The sequence below is a fragment of the Hyphomonas sp. genome (genome assembly GCF_013823385.1).
Taxonomy (GTDB): Bacteria; Pseudomonadota; Alphaproteobacteria; order Caulobacterales; family Hyphomonadaceae; genus Hyphomonas.
Genome location: NZ_PNMA01000002.1, coordinates 109,274 through 124,551 on the forward strand (window position 1 = coordinate 109,274; position 15,278 = coordinate 124,551).

The window sequence follows — 15,278 nt, forward strand, 5'->3', positions numbered from 1 at the left end:
CCCCGGCCGGGAATTTCCGAAGTCTCAAACTCAGATCAGGCTAACGCAATTTGCCCCTTGACGAATTCCATATTTCGACGATATTGGAAATATGGAATCGAAAACCGCTCTTGCTCAACTCTCTGCGCTGGCTCAGGCAAACCGGCTGGCCCTCTTCCGTCTGCTGATCAAGGCGGGCCGGGACGGGCTGCCAGCGGGGGAAATTGCCGCCGCGCTGGGCGTGCCGCCCAATACGCTGTCCTCACAGCTGACCCTCCTCTCCCATGCCGGGCTGATCGAGGGCACGCGGCAGGGCCGGTCGATCATCTACAAGGCTCAATACGAGGCCATCAGCGGACTGATCGTGTTCCTGATGGAAGATTGCTGCCAGGGGCGGAGCGAAGTTTACGCCCCTGTGCTTGAGGCGGCGCAGTCGCGCTGCTGCTGACATTCCGGGAAGAAAGGAAATCCCATGAAACGCCTGCATGTTCACATTGCAGTGGATGACCTGTCACGCTCCGTGGCGTTCTATTCCACCCTGTTTGCCACCCAGCCTACGGTGCTGAAGGATGATTATGCCAAATGGATGCTGGATGATCCGCGCGTCAACCTTGCGATCAGCGCGCGGGGCGCGGCGGCCGGTGTCGAGCATCTCGGCATCCAGGCGGAGAGCAGCGAGGAGCTGGCCGAAGTCTATGCACGCCTGAAGGCAGCCGATGCGCCGGTTCTGGAAGAAGGCGCGACGGTGTGCTGCTATGCCAAGTCAGAGAAAAGCTGGATCAGCGATCCGGCCGGCGTTCCCTGGGAAGTGTTCCACACGGTTGGCGAAAGCGCCGTCTATGGCGGTGGGCCGGAGGTTGCCGGCGGACGCCTCGCCGCAACGCAGACCGGCATGGCGGTTGCAGCCCCTGCCCCCAAGGCGGAGGCGCCTGCCGCCAGCTGTTGCGGCTGACAGGACAGCAGCGGCCGAAAGGCTGACTGCGGGACTGAAATTCAGGGTTGGCGCGGGGCGAGGAAACGTTAGCCTCCGGGCATGAAGACTGTTTCCTGCTTGCTTCGCGCCGCCTGCCCGATGCTTTGTGCGGCTGGGCTGTTGCTGCCTTCGGGCGCGGCGATGGCCGGGGACCTTTCAAACCGGTATGAGATCACCGCCCGCTTTGATCCGGCCAGCGGGGCGATATCCGCTGACGGAACATTCACCGTGGTGGCCGATGGCGATGTGGCGGAAATCCGGCTGTTGCTGAATGCGGGGGTGGATATCACCGCCTTCACCTTCGGCGCGGGCGAGGCCGCGCGCATAGAGCCGGTGGCCACCTTTGGCGGCGAGGTTCTGGAAAAGACGCAGGCGATCATCGTGACGCCTGTGCCTCCCCTGACGAGAGGCGACACGCTGGAGATGGCCTTCTCCTATGCCGGCCATATCACCACGGACGACATCTTCATCGGGCGGGGCGTGGTTTCGCCCGGCTGGACGGAGATGACGCTGGAAACGCTGTGGTATCCGGTCTGGCTGGAAGAGTCGCTGGTGCGCTCCCGCGTCACGCTGGAGGTTCCAGAGGCGTATGAGGTTATCGGGCCGGGCGAGGCCACGCAGATTGCGCCGGGCCGCTGGACGCTTGATCCGGGCGGGCCGGTGGGCGGGCGGATCACCTTTGCGATGTCTGACAGCTGGGTGATGGAAGCGCGCGCGCTGGGCGGCGGGCTCTCGGCCCGGCTCTACAGTGTTGTGGCCGAACCCGAGGCGGATGAAATTCTCGGCACGGTCAGCGCGGCCTACAGCTATTATGCCGGCATCTTTGGCCCGCCGCGGACGGATAAATCCACGATCACCCTGCTTTATCCCAATATCGACCCCGGCCTTGTCTATCCCAACCAGGCCTATGCCACGGCGGGGGATTTCATCGTGATGAACCTCTCCAATCTGGAGGTGCAGCTCGATACGCTCAACCATGAGATAGCGCATCTCTGGTGGTCGGCCGGACAGCCGGGCACCGCGGACGAGTTTCTGTCAGAATCCGTGGCCGAATATCTGGCCATGCGGCGGGGAGGAGCGGCCTGGGGAGAGAGCTGGCTGGCAAAGCGCCGCAGCACACTGGACGCCGCCGCAGCCGAGGCTGAAGGCTCCATCCTGACCCTCGACGGATTTGGCCACGCCCGGCAGAGCCTGCTCTACGAGAAGGGCCCTTCCCTGCTTTGGCAACTGCAGGATCATATCGGCGAGGCAGCGATGGACGGCCTTTTCCGCGATGCCTATGATCGGCGAACCGAAACGCTGGAGAGCTTTCTGAGCCTTTTGGCCGACCGCGAAGGCGAGCAGGTCGCCGGCTGGTTCCGGGAAGCGCTTTGAGCCCGGATTTCCAGGCGCTGCGCGCCAATAACCCGCCTAGTTAACGATCCGGGCCTTGACCTTAAGCGCTGGCAGGTTCATCGGAGCGCCGAACTTTCCTGCCCTCCCACAGCGAAGGATGCGACGCGCTATGGACCTTTCCAAAATCTCCGCCGGCCACAATCCGCCTGACGACATCAACGTGCTGATCGAAGTGCCCCTCGGCGGCGACGCGATCAAATACGAGATCGACAAGGCCTCCGGCGCGATGTTCGTCGACCGCTTCCTCTACACCGAGATGCGCTATCCCTGTAATTACGGCTTTGTGCCCCACACGCTGAGCCTCGATGGCGACCCGGTGGACGTGATGGTGGTGGGCAACCGGCCGCTGGTGCCGGGCTCTGTCCTGCGCGCGCGCCCCGTGGGCGTGCTGATGATGACCGACGACAAGGGCCAGGACGAGAAGATCCTCGCCGTGCCCCACCCGAAACTGACGGGCTATTACGACAAGATCTCGACCTATCACGACCTGCCCCAGACCCTCTGCGACAAGATCCAGCACTTCTTCGAGCATTACAAAGACCTCGAGAAGGGCAAATGGACCCGTATCGACGGCTGGCAGGGCATCGAGAAGGCGCGCGAGCTGATCCGCGAAGCCGTGGCCCGCGAGCAGGCCAATACGAAGTAAGACTTCGCCCTTCAGAAACGAAAACGGCCCGGAGGGATGATCCTTCCGGGCCGTTTTGTTTTGCCCCCTGCCTTGGCGGGTTCAGGGCGCGACGATCTCGAAGCGTTTCGAGCGCGGGTTCCGCCAGTGCAGCTCGCCATGCTTGATGGCAAACCAGGCCCCATGGATTTCCAGCGCGCCGGCTTCGACCTTCTCGCGCACGAAGGGGAAGGTCATCAGGTTCTGGATGGAGGTTTCGATGCCTTCCAGTTCCAGCGCGAATTGCGGATTTACCGGCTGGGTGGCCAGCACACGCTCCCGCGCGTCATCCAGCAATTTAACCCAGGGGGCCACAAACTCGCCGATCAGCGGGCTGTCATTCTTGGTGAGGGAGGCGGTGACGCCGCCGCAACCGCCATGGCCCATCACCACGATGATCTTCACCTTGAGAATATTGACGGCAAATTCCAGCGCAGCCGAAACCCCGTGCAGCCCGCCATTGGGCTGATAGGGCGGCACGAGATTGGCCACATTGCGCACCACGAACATCTGTCCGGGGGCTGCATTGAAAATATCAGACGGCTCCGCGCGGCTGTCGGCGCAGCCGATCAGCATGATATCCGGATCCTGCCCATGACCGAGCTTCTGGTAGAGTTCTGCCTGCTCGGCGTACACACCGGCCCGGAAGCGCCGGTAGCCGGTGATCATGTCATCAACGGTTTTCATCCCAGTTCTCCAAGCTTTCGGAGGGGCGGATCGCCCAAAAACTGCTGGGGCGCAAGCAATTTTGAAACGAATTCTCCCTAACACGGAACGGTCAGTCTCGCCTGAGCGCCGAATCCGGTTTATCAAGGCGGGCCCCATGGAGAAACCAGACATGAGCACGCCGACCGAGACCCCGAGCACGCCTTCGCGCTCCCGCAAGGGCCCGACGCGCAGCGAAGTGTCCAAAGCGGCCATCCTCGAAGCGGCGCGCGACGAGATGGCGGAGAATGGCTGGCGCGGCTTCAGTGTCGATTCCGTCGCCAAGCGTGCCAGCGCCTCGAAACAGACGATCTATCGCTGGTGGCCCTCCATCGGCGCGATGTGTGTCGACGCTGCCCTGGCCCTGATCCCCGACGCCCCGGAGGGCGGGCGCGACCCGCAGGAGCGGATCACCGCGCTGATCATCCCGCTGGAGGCAGCCGCGCGCACCGGGCATGGCCATGCCGTGCTGCGGGTGGCGCTGCTGGCGGCGGCCGATGACAAGGATGCCGGGGAAGTCTGGCGCGCCTGGGTGGGCCGCGACATTCGCCAGCCGCTGCGCATGCTGCTGGCGGAATTGGCGGCAAAACGCGTGATCCGGCGCGATTTCGAGCTGGATGACGTGCTGGAACAATTGCTGGGACCGATCTTCCACCGGCTGACGATTTCCCGCGCGCCGGTCAAGGAAGGCTTCTGCGCCGAGCAGGCGACCGCCTTCCTGCGGACCTACGCGCAGTTCTGAGGGGTTGAATACTGAGGTGGGTGAGCTGCGCGCTATTTCGCGCGGCGCCAGATCATCAGCGGGTCAAACGCGCCGGTATCGGCCGCTTTCTGAAGCGCGGCCATCTGTTGGGACACCGGATTGGCCGCCCCAGCCGCGCGGCCGGGCTGGTAGAGGGCTTCATCCAGGCGGCAGATCTGTTCGAACAGCGCTTCGGCCCGGCCGACGAGTTCGAGGAAACGCGGCGGCAGGCCCCTGCCCTCCTGCATGGCCGGATCAAGGGCGGGTTCGTCCCGGCGGATGCGGTATTTGCGGGCGCTGGCATCTTCGCGGCGCATGTCACCATCGCGCACGGCCTTCTGCATCACCAGCCAGGAGGCCGCCTGCATCAGGCGCGTGGTCAGCTCCATGCTCCAGGCCGCATAGGTGAGGCTGGCTTCGCGGGGCAGGCTTTTTGACTGCTCGCGGCCGGGGCCATCGAGATAGGCGGCGGTTTCCTCAACCAGGGCCATGCCGCGCGTGAACACGGTGTCGAACAGCTTGCCACCCGTGAACGGCTCCAGCGGCTGTGGGGGAACCAAATCGCGCTCTGCCATCACATCTCTCCACGCGCTCTCGCGGCATATCTCCGCAGGTTTACCCTGCAAGCCGTTTCGGCCCGCTTAACTGTTACCACCAAACAGGGCATCTGCGGCGCGTTTCTGCGCTTTCTTTTTCTCAATCTCGGCCTCGCAGGCCAGAATTTCGGCTTTCAGCTGGCCGATGCGCGTTTCGAGTTCATCAATCGACATCTGGTCGAGGGCCTGCGCCTTGCGCACCAGGACGGGCTCTTCATCATTGAGGGCCATGGCTAATTCTCCGGGGAATGTCTCCGTCTCACTGGTTTCATCAAAGCAGAAAGCCGGGCTAGAAGCGACTCCGAGACCCTTAATACTGCGCAAGGAGTTACCCCGATGACCGCACTCATGACCGCCGCCCATGGCGAGCCTGGCGCGCCGTTGACACTGATCGAGCGGCCCCGGCCGGTGCCCGGCCCCGGCGAAATCCTGATCGAGGTGGCCGCTGCCGGTCTAAACCGCGCCGACCTTGCCCAGCGGGCGGGCCGTTACCCGCCGCCGCCGGGGGCTTCGGACATACTCGGGCTTGAGGTTTCCGGCGTCGTTGCCGGGATCGGACCTGGCGCGGCGCGCTTCCAGATGGGAGACCGCGTGTGCGCCCTGTTGGCCGGTGGGGGTTATGCCAGCCATGTGGTGGTGGATGAGGGCTCTGTGCTGCCGGTGCCGCAAAGCATCGACCTTGTGACGGCGGCCTGTTTTCCCGAAGCGATGATGACGGCCTGGGCCAATGTGTTTGACCGGGCGGGCCTGAAACCGGGCGAGACCTTCCTCTGCCATGGCGCCACCAGCGGCATCGGCGTGATGGCGATCCAGATGGCGAAGGTCTACGGCGCCTCGAAAATCTTTGGCACGGCCGGATCAGAGGAAAAATGCGCGCTGGCCCGGGATCTGGGCGCCGACATCGCCATCAATTACCGCGCCGAGGATTTCGAAAAGGTGGTGAAGGAAGCGGGCGGCGCAGACGTGACGCTGGACATGGTGGGCGGCGATTACATCCAGAAGAATATCGGCGCCGCAAAAGCCGATGGGCGGATCATCAACATTGCCTATCAGAACGGGATGACGGCGACGGTGAATTTCGGCCTTGTGCTGATGAAGCGCCTCTCCCTGATGGCAACCACCCTGCGGGCCCGGCCTGTGCCGGAGAAATCGCGCATCCGGGCAGCCGTGGAGGCCGATTTCTGGCCGCATGTGGCCAGCGGAAAGATCCGCCCCGTGCTGGATACGGTCTATTCGCTGGCCGAAGCGGAAGTGGCCCTCGCCCATATGGACAAGGGCGGCCATTCGGGGAAAATCCTGCTCAGGGTGTAGGCAGACTGGCGGGGGGCAAGAGTTCAAACCGCCGCGCGCCGAAATCGATCACATAGCCGGTGGTGGCGTTGAGGATGTCCTGGCCGATCAGGCCGTGGCGCCCATCGGCCGCATCGTCCAGGACATGAATGTCGCTGAGCGTCACGGTCTGTCCGGCGATCTCAATCTCAAGGCGGGGAATGATGGCGGCGTCTTCAAACACGCGTTCTCCCCCTGCCCCGCCGATCCGGGTGCTGTCTGACGTGGCCCCTTCCAGCAGGGCCGGGTAATCGAGCACCGCACGCGGCGTGAGATGGCTGGTGGTGGCGCCGCTGTCGATGAACATGCGGACCGGGGAACCATTCGCCTTCAGAAGCGCGATGGGGCTGAGGCCGCTGAACACGAGATTCGAGCCCTCGGTCCAGCCTTCCTCCGAGGCGGCATGGCGAAGCCATTCAGTCTCGCCTTGCTGCTCGAAGCTGACCCGGCCGAGCGCGGCGAAAACCGGGAGGCCGATGATCGCCGGTATCGTGTAAGCCCCGTCCGCAAATGAGAGCGCCTCATCGGGCAGCACGATGAAGACCACATCTGTCATCTCGCCGCCCGCCAGAACGAGATTGCTGGCAATGCCGATCCGTCCGGCTACGGAATCGTTTGCCGAGGCGCCGACGGAGATATCCCCCTCCAGCAGATGCACGCCGAGCGCTTCGGCAACCGAGGCCATGATGGTGGAATAATTGGCGCCGGTATCGAGCACCGCGTCCTGCGGCTGTCCGTTGATCAGGGCGGTGGCACGGGGAAGGCCCGCCAGATCGCGGGTGATCTCTGCTTCACCGGTATCGGCAACATGGGCGCGCATGGCGGCTGCCGGTGCGGCCGTGCGGGCAAAGTCGCGCGCCTGGGCCGCGCTGCGGGCCGCCTCTTCATCTGCTTCCGGCAAGGCCGCGTCGGCAGCCTCGAAAGCATCGGCCGCCTCGGCAAAACGGCCCTGCCGGAGATAGACACCCGCTGAGACAGACCAGGCGGCTCGCTTCAGGGGGGCTGCCATCGCGTCATCTTCGGCAGCTGCGGCAAGGATTTCCAGCGCGGCATCATCTTCCCGCCGCAGCGCCGCCAGCGCGCCCTGCGCCACCGCGCTTTCTTTCCCATCCGACCCCGCAACCGCCTCGATCACGGCCAGATCATTCTGACGGATGGCGGCGGCCAGATCGGGCGGATCCGCCCAAGCGGCAGAGGCGAAGAAAAATGTAACCGGCAGGGCAGCAAGCAGGGGTTTCATCGCAGCACTCCTTCTCCCGCGATTAATATCGATAAACGATAATGATTGCAAGCCATGAAACCCTGAGTGTCAGATCCGGCGAGGTTGCATCCCTTCGCGCTTCCCAAGGGGACGCATTTGGCCTATAAGCCTTTCAAGGTTCACAGTTTGCCTGAAACCTCATCCCGCCCGGCACTCGCGTGCCGGGCGGCTGCATTTCAGGCCCCCAGTTTGGAAAGATACAGGAGACTTCCATGGCCGATGTCCTGATGCCCCGCGCCACCGCCGTCTGGCTCCTCGACAACACGACGCTGACCTTCGCGCAGATCGCGAAATTCTGCGGCCTGCACCATCTCGAGGTCAAAGGCATTGCCGATGGCGATGTTGCCGAGAACATGCGCGGCGTTGACCCGATCGCCGGCGGAATGCTGTCGCGCGAAGAGATCGCCAAGGGCGAGAAAAACCCGGATTATGAGCTGCAGGTGGCCAAATCCAAGATCGCCCACATTCCCCAGCCCAAGCGCAAGGGCAGCCGCTATACGCCGGTGATCCGCCGTCAGGATAAGCCCGACGCCGTGGCCTGGTTCATCCGCAACCACCCGGAAGTGACCGACGCGCAGATCATCAAGCTGATCGGCACCACCAAGACGACGATCAACAATGTGCGCGACAAGTCTCACTGGAATGCCCAGAATATCCGCCCGGTTGACCCGGTGACGCTGGGCCTCTGCAGCCAGATCGAGCTGGATGAGGTGATCTCCAAGGCATCCGACCGCCGCCGCAAGATGGACGCCGAGCGCGCCGCACGCGGCGAAGGCCCCGGCCTCACCCCGGCCAAGGATACGGCTGACGCGTATGAGGTTGAGGAAGAGGATGTCCGCAAGAAGGACGTCTCGGCCGCAGACGTGTTCCGCGACTTCGACTGATCCTCCGGTGTCAGACAAATTTGAGAGCCGGGCCTTTCGGGGCCCGGCTTTTTTATTCCATCCGCCTCAGGAACACATAGAACGCGCCGCTGCCGCCATGCTTGGGATGGGACTCGGCATAGCCGGAGACGAGCGCGCGCGCCTCCGGGCTTTCCAGCCAGAGCAGGAAATTGCGCCGCAACACCCCCTGCCCTTCCCGCCCCTTGCCGGTGATGACGAGAACGCAGCGCGCCCCGTCCGCCTGCTGAGCGATCAGGAAGCCTGGCAGCGCGCGCGAAGCGCTGATCTGCGTATGCCCGTGAAGATCAAAGGTGGAGGCAATATCCAGCTTGCCGCGCCGGACGCGCTTTTCGCGGCCACGGTCTGCGGGCGGGACCGGCGCTCGCGGCGCGGGCTGTTCGGGCGGAGCAGCGCGGGCGGGTGTTTTGCGCGCAGGCTTTTTCTCGTCCCGCAGCTCGGCTTCGCCTGCTTCGAGCGCGGCCTGGAAATCCGGCAACGAGGCTTCGCGTGGGCCGATGCGCTTCACCGTCGAGGCGACCTTCGCCCAGGCGCGGACCTCTTCTTCGCTGAGCCGGCGGCCTTTCACCGGTTCAGCCCATGTCCGGCGCAGTCTCGAGCGCAGCAACAGGACGCGCGCCAAGATTGTGATAGAGCCGCTCAGCCACCTTGCGCGGCAGGAGCACCCACAGGCGGCCCTGCGCATTCATCGTGCCGGCACGCTGGCCGGCGTCAAATCCGGTGCCGAAATAGATGTCGCCGCGCACGGGGCCCTTGATGGCGCCGCCCGTATCCTGCGCGATCAGCAGGCCGGACCATGCCCCGCCGAGGCCCGGCGCCGTAGTCTGCACGAACATCGGCACGCCGAGCGCATGGAAGGAGGGGTCCACTGCCATGGAGCCGAGCGGGGTGAGCGGTACATTGTGCGCGCCATTGGGGCCGAGCGCCGCGTCGCCTTCGGGCAGCGCCTGGAAGAAGACAAAGCGCGGATTGATGTTCATGGCCTGACGCACTTCATCCGGGGACGCACGGTCCATCCAGGCGCGGATGCCCTGCATGGACCCTTCCCCGCGCGTGATGCGGCCAGTTTCGATCAGCCAGTTGGCGACCGATTTGAAAGGCTGGCCATTATGCGCGGCATAAGCGGCGCGCATGGTGTGACCGTCCGGAAAGATCAGGCGGCCGGAGCCCTGCACCTGCAGGAAGAAGACATCAGAGGGATGCGCCCAGGCGATGACCGGCGCGGAGACATTCGAGGCGATCTCGGCCCGCGGCGGATAAGGCCGGGTGGTGCCATTGGGCAGGCGCTGGAGCGGGCTGTCACCATTGGCCACGAAATCTGACGGCAGGGCGAGCACAGGCTCGGTGAACCCGGGCTCGGGCGTGCGGCGAGCTTCGTACATCGGCTCGAAATAGCCGGTGAAGCGGGGCTTGCCTTCCGGATCGATGATCTCGACCGGGACGAACAGGGATTCAAACACGCGCCGGGCGGCCGCGTCATCCAGCGGGGTGGAGAGCGAGGCGCAGGCGGGCGCCCAGTCTTCGGCAGTTCCCGCCCAGGCGGCATTGCGCGAGAGCGGCGCGTCCCAGGCGCGGCGGGAGAAACGGTCGCAGGTGCGCCGGAAGGCTTCGAGCGAGGCGGCAAGCGGGGCGCTCTGCCAACCGGGCAGATCGCGGTAGCTGGCGGGGCTGGAGGCGGGCGGCGGCGTAAACAGGCCGGGCACCTGCTGGCCGGGGCCCGTCACCGGTGGCGCGGGGCGCGGCGCGGTCTGACAGGCTGCCAGAAGGAGTGCGGCGAAAAGAAGCGAGACAAGACGGATCATGGCCCGCCGGTTATGCCGCGAAACCCCTTAACTTGTCATCTGAGAGATATGTCAGGCAGCAACATCCACATCATCCAGCAGCCAGTTCGGGTCGCTGGAGGAAACATTGCGCATGAAGGTCCAGATTTCGCGCGCGATGCGGGTTGTCTCGCCATCGCCCAGTTCGGCCTCATAGCGCACCATCACGCGGGCCATCGTGCCATCCAGTTCGGCACGCTCGATCTCGGCTTTCTTGATGCGCAGCAGCTCGAACGGACGGGCGCCGCTGGCATCGCGCGCGGCGATCGCCGCGTCCCAGGCTTCATACACGTCATCATCCAGCAGCGGACGCAGGGCATTGCGGTCGCCCTTGGAATAGGCGGCCACAATCATCTGATAGGCGGCCTTGGCACCGCGCATGAAGTCTTCAGCGCGGAAAGACGGGTCGGCATTATAGATGTCTTCGAGGCCGGCCGCGGCGGGGCCGGTAAAGATCGGGCGCTCATTATCGACCCGGCGCTGCATCGGCACAGGGGCCTCTCCCTGCGGGGCGCGTTTTTCCGGCGTCGGCGCCGGGCGCTGCATCGGGCCTTCATCCCCTCCCCGGCCAAGGGCGGAGTAGAGCCGCCACAGAACGAACAGGGCGACAGCCGCAAGGATAAGGACTTCAATCAGCGGGTTGGACATTTTAGCGGCGAAATCCTTCAGTGCATTTACAGGGTCTCCGGCACACATAGTGCCACTACCGTCCTGTTGCCAGCCCATGCGTTGCACCTGACGGGGCTGCATGCTAGGCGCGAGACCCTAACTTCAGAGGTGGATAATGACAGATACGAGCGCCCCCGGAAACCCCACCCCCGGTCAGCAGCCCGCCAATCCGCCGAGCCTTCGTGTGCTCGGCCAGTATGTGAAGGATCTCTCTTTCGAGAATCCGGGCCATGCACCGGTTCAAACCCAGCCGAATATCGATCTGGGGATCGATGTGGGCGCCACGCCGCATGCCGATGGCAACGGCCTGTTCGAGGTTTCCCTGAAACTCTCGGCCAAGGCGACGGCTGGCGAAACTGTCCTGTTCATTTCTGAACTGGACTATGCAGGCCTGTTCCAGCTGCAGAACGTGCCGGAAAACCAGATTGAGCCGATGCTGCTCATCGAATGCCCGCGCCTGCTTTTCCCTTTTGCCCGCCGCATCATTGCCGAGATCACCCGTGAGGGCGGCTTCCCGCCCCTGCTGATCGATCCGGTCGATTTTGTCGCGCTGTATCAGGCGCAATACCGCCGCGCCGCAGAGCGCGTGCAGAACGGAAATGGCGGCGCGAACTGATCGCCCGTCAGAGATACGACTTCCAGAGCGCGTCCGGCCCAAGCTTCTCGACAAGCGCAGCATGGGCGGCGCGCTCTGCCTCGGTCACCAAAGACGGCAGCGGCTCTGGCCGCTGTTTTGCCGCAGGGCGCTTGTAGCTGCTGCTGTCAAAGGCCGGCTCGAACGCGAAGGCGCGGGCCCGCCCGCCTAGCAGTTCCAGATAGACGCTCGCGAGCAGCTGGCTATCGAGCAGCGCGCCGTGGAAGGTGCGGCTTTCCAGAGAAATGTCGAACCGCTTGCAGAGCGCGTCCAGGCTGGCCGGGGCGCCGGGATAGCGTTTACGCGCGATCCGAACCGTGTCGACCCAGCGCTCTTCCGGAATAATGTCCCGTCCGCAGCGTTGCAGCTCCATATTCAGGAAGCCGCGGTCGAAGCTGGCATTGTGCGCGACGATGGTGGCGTCGCCCAGGAAATCCATGAAAGCATCTATAATGTCGGGATGCTCGAAGGGCGGCTTGTCGCGCAGGTGATCATCGGTGATGCCGGTGATGCGGATCGTGGCTTCGGATACCGGCTTGCCGGGATTGATCAGGCGGCGGAAAGTCTTGCCCGTCGGGATGTGATTGATCATCTCGACCGCGCCGATCTCGATGATCCGGTCGCCTTCATTCGGATTGAGGCCGGTGGTCTCGGTATCGAAGGCGATTTCGCGGATACGGTCTGTCATGACGCCTCTCCGGAAGCGATTCGCTGCATCAGGGCAATGATGGCGCGGACCTGGTCGCGTGCAAAGTCGAAACCATGGGCTGTCGACAGGATAAAGTCGGCGCGGGCGCGCTTGTCGGCGTCTGGCATCTGGCGGGCGAGGATAGCCTCGAACGCATCTTCCGTCATGCCGGGCCGGGCGAGCACGCGGGCGCGCTGCACATCGGCCGGCGCGGTGACCACCAGCGTGTAGGTGCAATGCCGGTTGCCGCCGGTTTCAAACAGCAGCGGAATATCCAGCACCGCAAACGGCGCGCCCTGTTCTTTCGCCCGGCGGCGGAAATCAAGCTGGGCCTCTCCGGCGAGCGGGTGAACGATGCCTTCCAGCCGCTTCATCGCGGCGGCATCATCCAGCACGCGGGCGCGCAGCTTCTGCCGGTCTATGGCGCCCTTCTCGGCGACGCCAGGAAAGGCTTCCTCGATCGGGGCCACCGCTGCGCCGCCTTCGGCATAGAGCGCGTGAACGGCGGCATCGGCATCATAGACCGGCACACCGGCGTCGCGGAAAAGGCCCGACGTGGCGGACTTGCCCATGCCGATGGAACCGGTCAGCCCAAGGATGATCATGAGGTTGCCTCCACAAGTCTGCGGCAGCGGGCATGGGCTTCGGCCATATCCGGCATGACGCCGAACCAGTGATCAAAGCTGATGGCTGCCTGGGCCACCAGCATGCCCAGCCCGTCCAGCGTGCGCCAGCCCTTGGACTTGGCTTCGGCCAGCGCGGCAGCCGCGCCTTTGCCATAGCTGATATCATAAAAGATGCCGCCAGCCGATTGGGGCAGCTCCAACTCTCCGCCCGAATGGCCCAGGCTGAGCGTGTTGACGGCGAGCGCCGCAGAGGGAAGCTGGCGCAGCCCCTCTTCCAGCGAAAGCACGCGCGCGCCGGGCGCGAGTTCCCGCGCCAGGGCTTCTGCCCGCGCCACCGTCCGGTTACAGATCGTCAGCTTTGCGCCGCGCTCAGCCAGCACAGAAGCAACTGCCCGCGCAGACCCCCCTGCCCCGAGCAGGAAAACCGCGCGGCCGGAGACATCAATCTCGCCATAGTCAAGCGTCAGTCCAAAGCCGGGGGCATCTGTATTGTCGCCAATCCAGCCATTGTCGCGGCGGACGAGGAAATTCACCGCGCCGAGGCGCTGGGCGGTTTCACTGACCGATGCAGAGAGGCGCAGGGCCTCTTCCTTGTGCGGAAGGGTGACGTTGAGGCCGATAACGCCTTGCCGGGCGAGCCCCTCCAGACCGGCAGCCAGTTCGCCCGCCTTGACCTCGAAGGCCGAGTAAACCGCGTCAATCTGATTGCCGCGCAGCCACCCATTATGGATGAAGGGCGAAAGCGAATGGGCGATGGGATCGCCCACCACGCCGAGAAGATGTGTCATGTAGGAAGCACTTTCCGGATACGGAGGTAGTCCAGGAGCGGCAGCAGGGGCAGACCGAGAATGGAGAAATAATCTCCCTCGATCCGCGCAAACAGCTGCGCGCCCAGACCCTCGAGCTGGTAAGCCCCCACAGTCGAGAGAAGCGCGTCGCCACAGGCCGAAACATAGGTTTCGATGAATTCTTCCGTGAGCGGGCGCATGGTCAGTTTCGGCCGGGCTAGGTGGCGCCAGACTGGCGCGCCATCCTCGCAGACGACAATCGCGGTTTCCAGCGTGTGGGATTTGCCCGACAGCTGGCGCAGATGGTTTTTCGCCGCCTCAAGATCAGCGGGCTTGTCGAAGGCCTGATCGCCAAGGGCGAGCATCTGGTCCCCGCCGATCACAAGACCGGGGCGCTGGGCTGATACGCGCATCGCCTTGAGCTCCGCCAGCTGCATCGCCTGCTCGCGCACGGGCAGCCTGTTGGCGCGCATCGCGTTGCGGAAGGCTTCCTCATCCACATTCGGCGCGGCGCTCTCGGCTTCAACACCGGCAGCGGCCAGCAGCGCGCGGCGGCTCTTGCTGGTGGATGCAAGCGTGACGGCAAGGCTCATGAATGCCCCCAGCGTTCATGCAGCATGTTGAGAATGCCGGCGGCAGTCTCTTCCACCGAGCGGCGGGAGACATCTATCGTTTTCCAGCCATTGCGCTGGAACAGGCGGTTGGCCTGGGTGATCTCGTCGCGCACGGCTTCTTCGTCAGCGTATTCGGTGATCTCGTCCTGGTTCAGCGAGATGAGCCGCTGACGGCGGATCTGCACGAGGCGTTCGGCGGAAATCTTGAGGCCGACAACCAGCGGGCCCTTGTCGCCCAGTTTTTCCATGAAGTCCGGCAGCGGCACGCCGGGCACCAGCGGGATATTCCCGGCCCTCACCTTCCGGTTTGCCAGATATACGCAGGTTGGCGTTTTCGACGTGCGGCTGACGCCCAGGAGGATGACATCGGCGCCGATCAGGCCTTCCACATTCTGCCCATCATCATGGGCCAGGGTGAAGTTGATCGCTTCCATCCGCTCGAAATAGTCTTCGTCGAGGGCGTGCTGGCCGGCGACCCGGTTGTTCGGGGCCACACCCAGATGGCGGCTCAGCATGGCAATTGACGGGTCCAGCACCGGCAGGGTGGGTATGCTCCGCTCACGGCAGAAGGCTTCCAGCCGGCCGCGCAGCGCGCCGTCCGAAATGGTGTACCACACCACACCGGGGGCCGCCTCGATCTCCTTCATCACTCTTTCAAGCTGACGTTCGGAGCGAACGAGGTAATAGTTGTGTTCCAGCGGCTGCACATTCTCGAACTGGGCGCAGGCCGCGCGCTGGATGGCGTTGAGCGTCTCGCCCGTACTGTCGGACACGAGATGCACATTGAAGTAGATGCTGGGGCGTTGAGGCTGGGTCACGGATGTCTCTTGCCGGTCTGGCGCCGATTTCACAAGGGGTGTGACTCCCATGTGGAATTCCAAATCACACACACG

At 64.2% G+C, this 15,278-nt stretch carries 20 protein-coding genes; 8 read left to right on the top strand and 12 right to left on the bottom strand.

Features of this window, described 5'->3' with window-relative positions; translation table 11 throughout:
• Positions 1-91 precede the first annotated feature (91 nt).
• From C0456_RS02400 to ppa, 4 genes are all read left to right on the top strand, one after another.
• Complete coding sequence (locus tag C0456_RS02400; RefSeq protein ID WP_291047848.1) at positions 92-427, top strand: helix-turn-helix transcriptional regulator; 336 nt, start codon at positions 92-94, stop codon at positions 425-427.
• 24 nt (positions 428-451) lie between these two features.
• Entirely contained in the window at positions 452-931 is a 480-nt protein-coding gene (locus C0456_RS02405; protein WP_291047850.1) for an ArsI/CadI family heavy metal resistance metalloenzyme, read from the top strand.
• A gap of 120 nt (positions 932-1,051) precedes the next feature.
• Entirely contained in the window at positions 1,052-2,326 is a 1,275-nt protein-coding gene (locus tag C0456_RS02410; protein WP_291047851.1) for a hypothetical protein, read from the top strand.
• A 130-nt stretch (positions 2,327-2,456) separates the two neighbouring features.
• Positions 2,457-2,993, top strand: coding sequence for an inorganic diphosphatase (gene ppa / locus C0456_RS02415; RefSeq protein ID WP_291047853.1), 537 nt, complete (start codon positions 2,457-2,459; stop codon positions 2,991-2,993).
• Positions 2,994-3,074: 81 nt separating this feature from the next.
• On the opposite strand, the gene C0456_RS02420 is transcribed toward ppa, so the two are convergent.
• Positions 3,075-3,698: a carbonic anhydrase gene (locus tag C0456_RS02420; protein ID WP_291047855.1), complete on the bottom strand. Its 624-nt coding sequence runs from the start codon at positions 3,696-3,698 to the stop codon at positions 3,075-3,077.
• A gap of 151 nt (positions 3,699-3,849) precedes the next feature.
• Between C0456_RS02420 and C0456_RS02425 the strand changes: the two genes are divergently transcribed.
• Complete coding sequence (locus C0456_RS02425) at positions 3,850-4,458, top strand: TetR/AcrR family transcriptional regulator (protein ID WP_291047856.1); 609 nt, start codon at positions 3,850-3,852, stop codon at positions 4,456-4,458.
• A gap of 32 nt (positions 4,459-4,490) precedes the next feature.
• Here C0456_RS02425 and C0456_RS02430 read toward each other — a convergent pair whose 3' ends face one another.
• Together C0456_RS02430 and C0456_RS02435 are read right to left on the bottom strand one after the other, a co-directional pair.
• A complete protein-coding gene (locus C0456_RS02430; RefSeq protein WP_291047858.1) occupies positions 4,491-5,033 on the bottom strand; it encodes a DUF1465 family protein in 543 nt (180 codons plus the stop codon).
• A 66-nt stretch (positions 5,034-5,099) separates the two neighbouring features.
• A complete protein-coding gene (locus tag C0456_RS02435) occupies positions 5,100-5,285 on the bottom strand; it encodes a DUF1192 domain-containing protein (protein WP_035597314.1) in 186 nt (61 codons plus the stop codon).
• A gap of 105 nt (positions 5,286-5,390) precedes the next feature.
• Between C0456_RS02435 and C0456_RS02440 the strand changes: the two genes are divergently transcribed.
• Positions 5,391-6,365 (top strand): NAD(P)H-quinone oxidoreductase, encoded by a 975-nt coding sequence (locus tag C0456_RS02440; RefSeq protein WP_291047862.1) that lies wholly within the window; start codon positions 5,391-5,393, stop codon positions 6,363-6,365.
• Here C0456_RS02440 and C0456_RS02445 read toward each other — a convergent pair.
• Complete coding sequence (locus C0456_RS02445; RefSeq protein WP_291047864.1) at positions 6,355-7,623, bottom strand: aspartyl protease family protein; 1,269 nt, start codon at positions 7,621-7,623, stop codon at positions 6,355-6,357. The two genes, C0456_RS02440 and C0456_RS02445, sit on opposite strands and share 11 nt — an antisense overlap.
• 233 nt (positions 7,624-7,856) lie before the next feature.
• Here C0456_RS02445 and C0456_RS02450 point away from each other — a divergent pair, with 233 nt between their 5' ends.
• Complete coding sequence (locus tag C0456_RS02450) at positions 7,857-8,528, top strand: DUF1013 domain-containing protein (RefSeq protein WP_291047865.1); 672 nt, start codon at positions 7,857-7,859, stop codon at positions 8,526-8,528.
• 52 nt (positions 8,529-8,580) lie between these two features.
• On the opposite strand, the gene C0456_RS02455 is transcribed toward C0456_RS02450, so the two are convergent.
• Genes C0456_RS02455 through C0456_RS02465 form a run of 3 tightly spaced genes read right to left on the bottom strand, consistent with a single transcriptional unit; the run spans position 8,581 to position 11,014 of the window.
• Complete coding sequence (locus tag C0456_RS02455) at positions 8,581-9,153, bottom strand: Smr/MutS family protein (protein WP_291047867.1); 573 nt, start codon at positions 9,151-9,153, stop codon at positions 8,581-8,583.
• Entirely contained in the window at positions 9,119-10,348 is a 1,230-nt protein-coding gene (locus C0456_RS02460) for an MltA domain-containing protein (protein WP_291047869.1), read from the bottom strand. The genes C0456_RS02455 and C0456_RS02460 overlap by 35 nt, the downstream gene beginning before the upstream one ends.
• 51 nt (positions 10,349-10,399) lie before the next feature.
• Positions 10,400-11,014, bottom strand: coding sequence for a Tim44/TimA family putative adaptor protein (locus C0456_RS02465; RefSeq protein ID WP_291047870.1), 615 nt, complete (start codon positions 11,012-11,014; stop codon positions 10,400-10,402).
• A 136-nt stretch (positions 11,015-11,150) separates the two neighbouring features.
• Between C0456_RS02465 and secB the strand changes: the two genes are divergently transcribed.
• Positions 11,151-11,651 carry a protein-export chaperone SecB gene (gene secB / locus C0456_RS02470; protein ID WP_291047872.1) on the top strand — a complete coding sequence of 167 codons (501 nt, stop codon included), beginning with the start codon at positions 11,151-11,153 and terminating at the stop codon, positions 11,649-11,651.
• Positions 11,652-11,658: 7 nt separating this feature from the next.
• On the opposite strand, the gene dnaQ is transcribed toward secB, so the two are convergent.
• Genes dnaQ through C0456_RS02495 form a run of 5 tightly spaced genes read right to left on the bottom strand, consistent with a single transcriptional unit; the run spans position 11,659 to position 15,203 of the window.
• Positions 11,659-12,357 carry a DNA polymerase III subunit epsilon gene (dnaQ, locus tag C0456_RS02475; RefSeq protein WP_291047874.1) on the bottom strand — a complete coding sequence of 233 codons (699 nt, stop codon included), beginning with the start codon at positions 12,355-12,357 and terminating at the stop codon, positions 11,659-11,661.
• The gene (gene coaE, locus C0456_RS02480) at positions 12,354-12,962 is read right to left on the bottom strand and encodes a dephospho-CoA kinase (RefSeq protein ID WP_291047876.1); all 609 of its coding nucleotides are present in this window, start codon (positions 12,960-12,962) and stop codon (positions 12,354-12,356) included. The genes dnaQ and coaE overlap by 4 nt, the downstream gene beginning before the upstream one ends.
• Positions 12,959-13,771: a shikimate dehydrogenase gene (gene aroE / locus C0456_RS02485; RefSeq protein ID WP_291047879.1), complete on the bottom strand. Its 813-nt coding sequence runs from the start codon at positions 13,769-13,771 to the stop codon at positions 12,959-12,961. Before aroE ends, coaE begins: the two co-directional genes overlap by 4 nt.
• Positions 13,768-14,364 carry a Maf family protein gene (locus tag C0456_RS02490; protein ID WP_291047881.1) on the bottom strand — a complete coding sequence of 199 codons (597 nt, stop codon included), beginning with the start codon at positions 14,362-14,364 and terminating at the stop codon, positions 13,768-13,770. The genes aroE and C0456_RS02490 overlap by 4 nt, the downstream gene beginning before the upstream one ends.
• A complete protein-coding gene (locus C0456_RS02495; RefSeq protein WP_291047883.1) occupies positions 14,361-15,203 on the bottom strand; it encodes a pyruvate, water dikinase regulatory protein in 843 nt (280 codons plus the stop codon). The genes C0456_RS02490 and C0456_RS02495 overlap by 4 nt, the downstream gene beginning before the upstream one ends.
• Positions 15,204-15,278: the final 75 nt, after the last annotated feature.

What these genes read in the sequence shown, in the direction of transcription:
- C0456_RS02400 (WP_291047848.1), top strand. Translation starts at nt 92, where the DNA reads ATGGAATCGAAAACCGCTCTTGCTCAACTCTCTGCGCTGGCTCAGGCA.
- C0456_RS02405 (WP_291047850.1), top strand. Translation starts at nt 452, where the DNA reads ATGAAACGCCTGCATGTTCACATTGCAGTGGATGACCTGTCACGCTCC.
- C0456_RS02410 (WP_291047851.1), top strand. Translation starts at nt 1,052, where the DNA reads ATGCTTTGTGCGGCTGGGCTGTTGCTGCCTTCGGGCGCGGCGATGGCC.
- ppa (WP_291047853.1), top strand. Translation starts at nt 2,457, where the DNA reads ATGGACCTTTCCAAAATCTCCGCCGGCCACAATCCGCCTGACGACATC.
- C0456_RS02420 (WP_291047855.1), bottom strand. Translation starts at nt 3,698, where the DNA reads ATGAAAACCGTTGATGACATGATCACCGGCTACCGGCGCTTCCGGGCC.
- C0456_RS02425 (WP_291047856.1), top strand. Translation starts at nt 3,850, where the DNA reads ATGAGCACGCCGACCGAGACCCCGAGCACGCCTTCGCGCTCCCGCAAG.
- C0456_RS02430 (WP_291047858.1), bottom strand. Translation starts at nt 5,033, where the DNA reads ATGGCAGAGCGCGATTTGGTTCCCCCACAGCCGCTGGAGCCGTTCACG.
- C0456_RS02435 (WP_035597314.1), bottom strand. Translation starts at nt 5,285, where the DNA reads ATGGCCCTCAATGATGAAGAGCCCGTCCTGGTGCGCAAGGCGCAGGCC.
- C0456_RS02440 (WP_291047862.1), top strand. Translation starts at nt 5,391, where the DNA reads ATGACCGCACTCATGACCGCCGCCCATGGCGAGCCTGGCGCGCCGTTG.
- C0456_RS02445 (WP_291047864.1), bottom strand. Translation starts at nt 7,623, where the DNA reads ATGAAACCCCTGCTTGCTGCCCTGCCGGTTACATTTTTCTTCGCCTCT.
- C0456_RS02450 (WP_291047865.1), top strand. Translation starts at nt 7,857, where the DNA reads ATGGCCGATGTCCTGATGCCCCGCGCCACCGCCGTCTGGCTCCTCGAC.
- C0456_RS02460 (WP_291047869.1), bottom strand. Translation starts at nt 10,348, where the DNA reads ATGATCCGTCTTGTCTCGCTTCTTTTCGCCGCACTCCTTCTGGCAGCC.
- C0456_RS02465 (WP_291047870.1), bottom strand. Translation starts at nt 11,014, where the DNA reads ATGTCCAACCCGCTGATTGAAGTCCTTATCCTTGCGGCTGTCGCCCTG.
- secB (WP_291047872.1), top strand. Translation starts at nt 11,151, where the DNA reads ATGACAGATACGAGCGCCCCCGGAAACCCCACCCCCGGTCAGCAGCCC.
- dnaQ (WP_291047874.1), bottom strand. Translation starts at nt 12,357, where the DNA reads ATGACAGACCGTATCCGCGAAATCGCCTTCGATACCGAGACCACCGGC.
- coaE (WP_291047876.1), bottom strand. Translation starts at nt 12,962, where the DNA reads ATGATCATCCTTGGGCTGACCGGTTCCATCGGCATGGGCAAGTCCGCC.
- aroE (WP_291047879.1), bottom strand. Translation starts at nt 13,771, where the DNA reads ATGACACATCTTCTCGGCGTGGTGGGCGATCCCATCGCCCATTCGCTT.
- C0456_RS02490 (WP_291047881.1), bottom strand. Translation starts at nt 14,364, where the DNA reads ATGAGCCTTGCCGTCACGCTTGCATCCACCAGCAAGAGCCGCCGCGCG.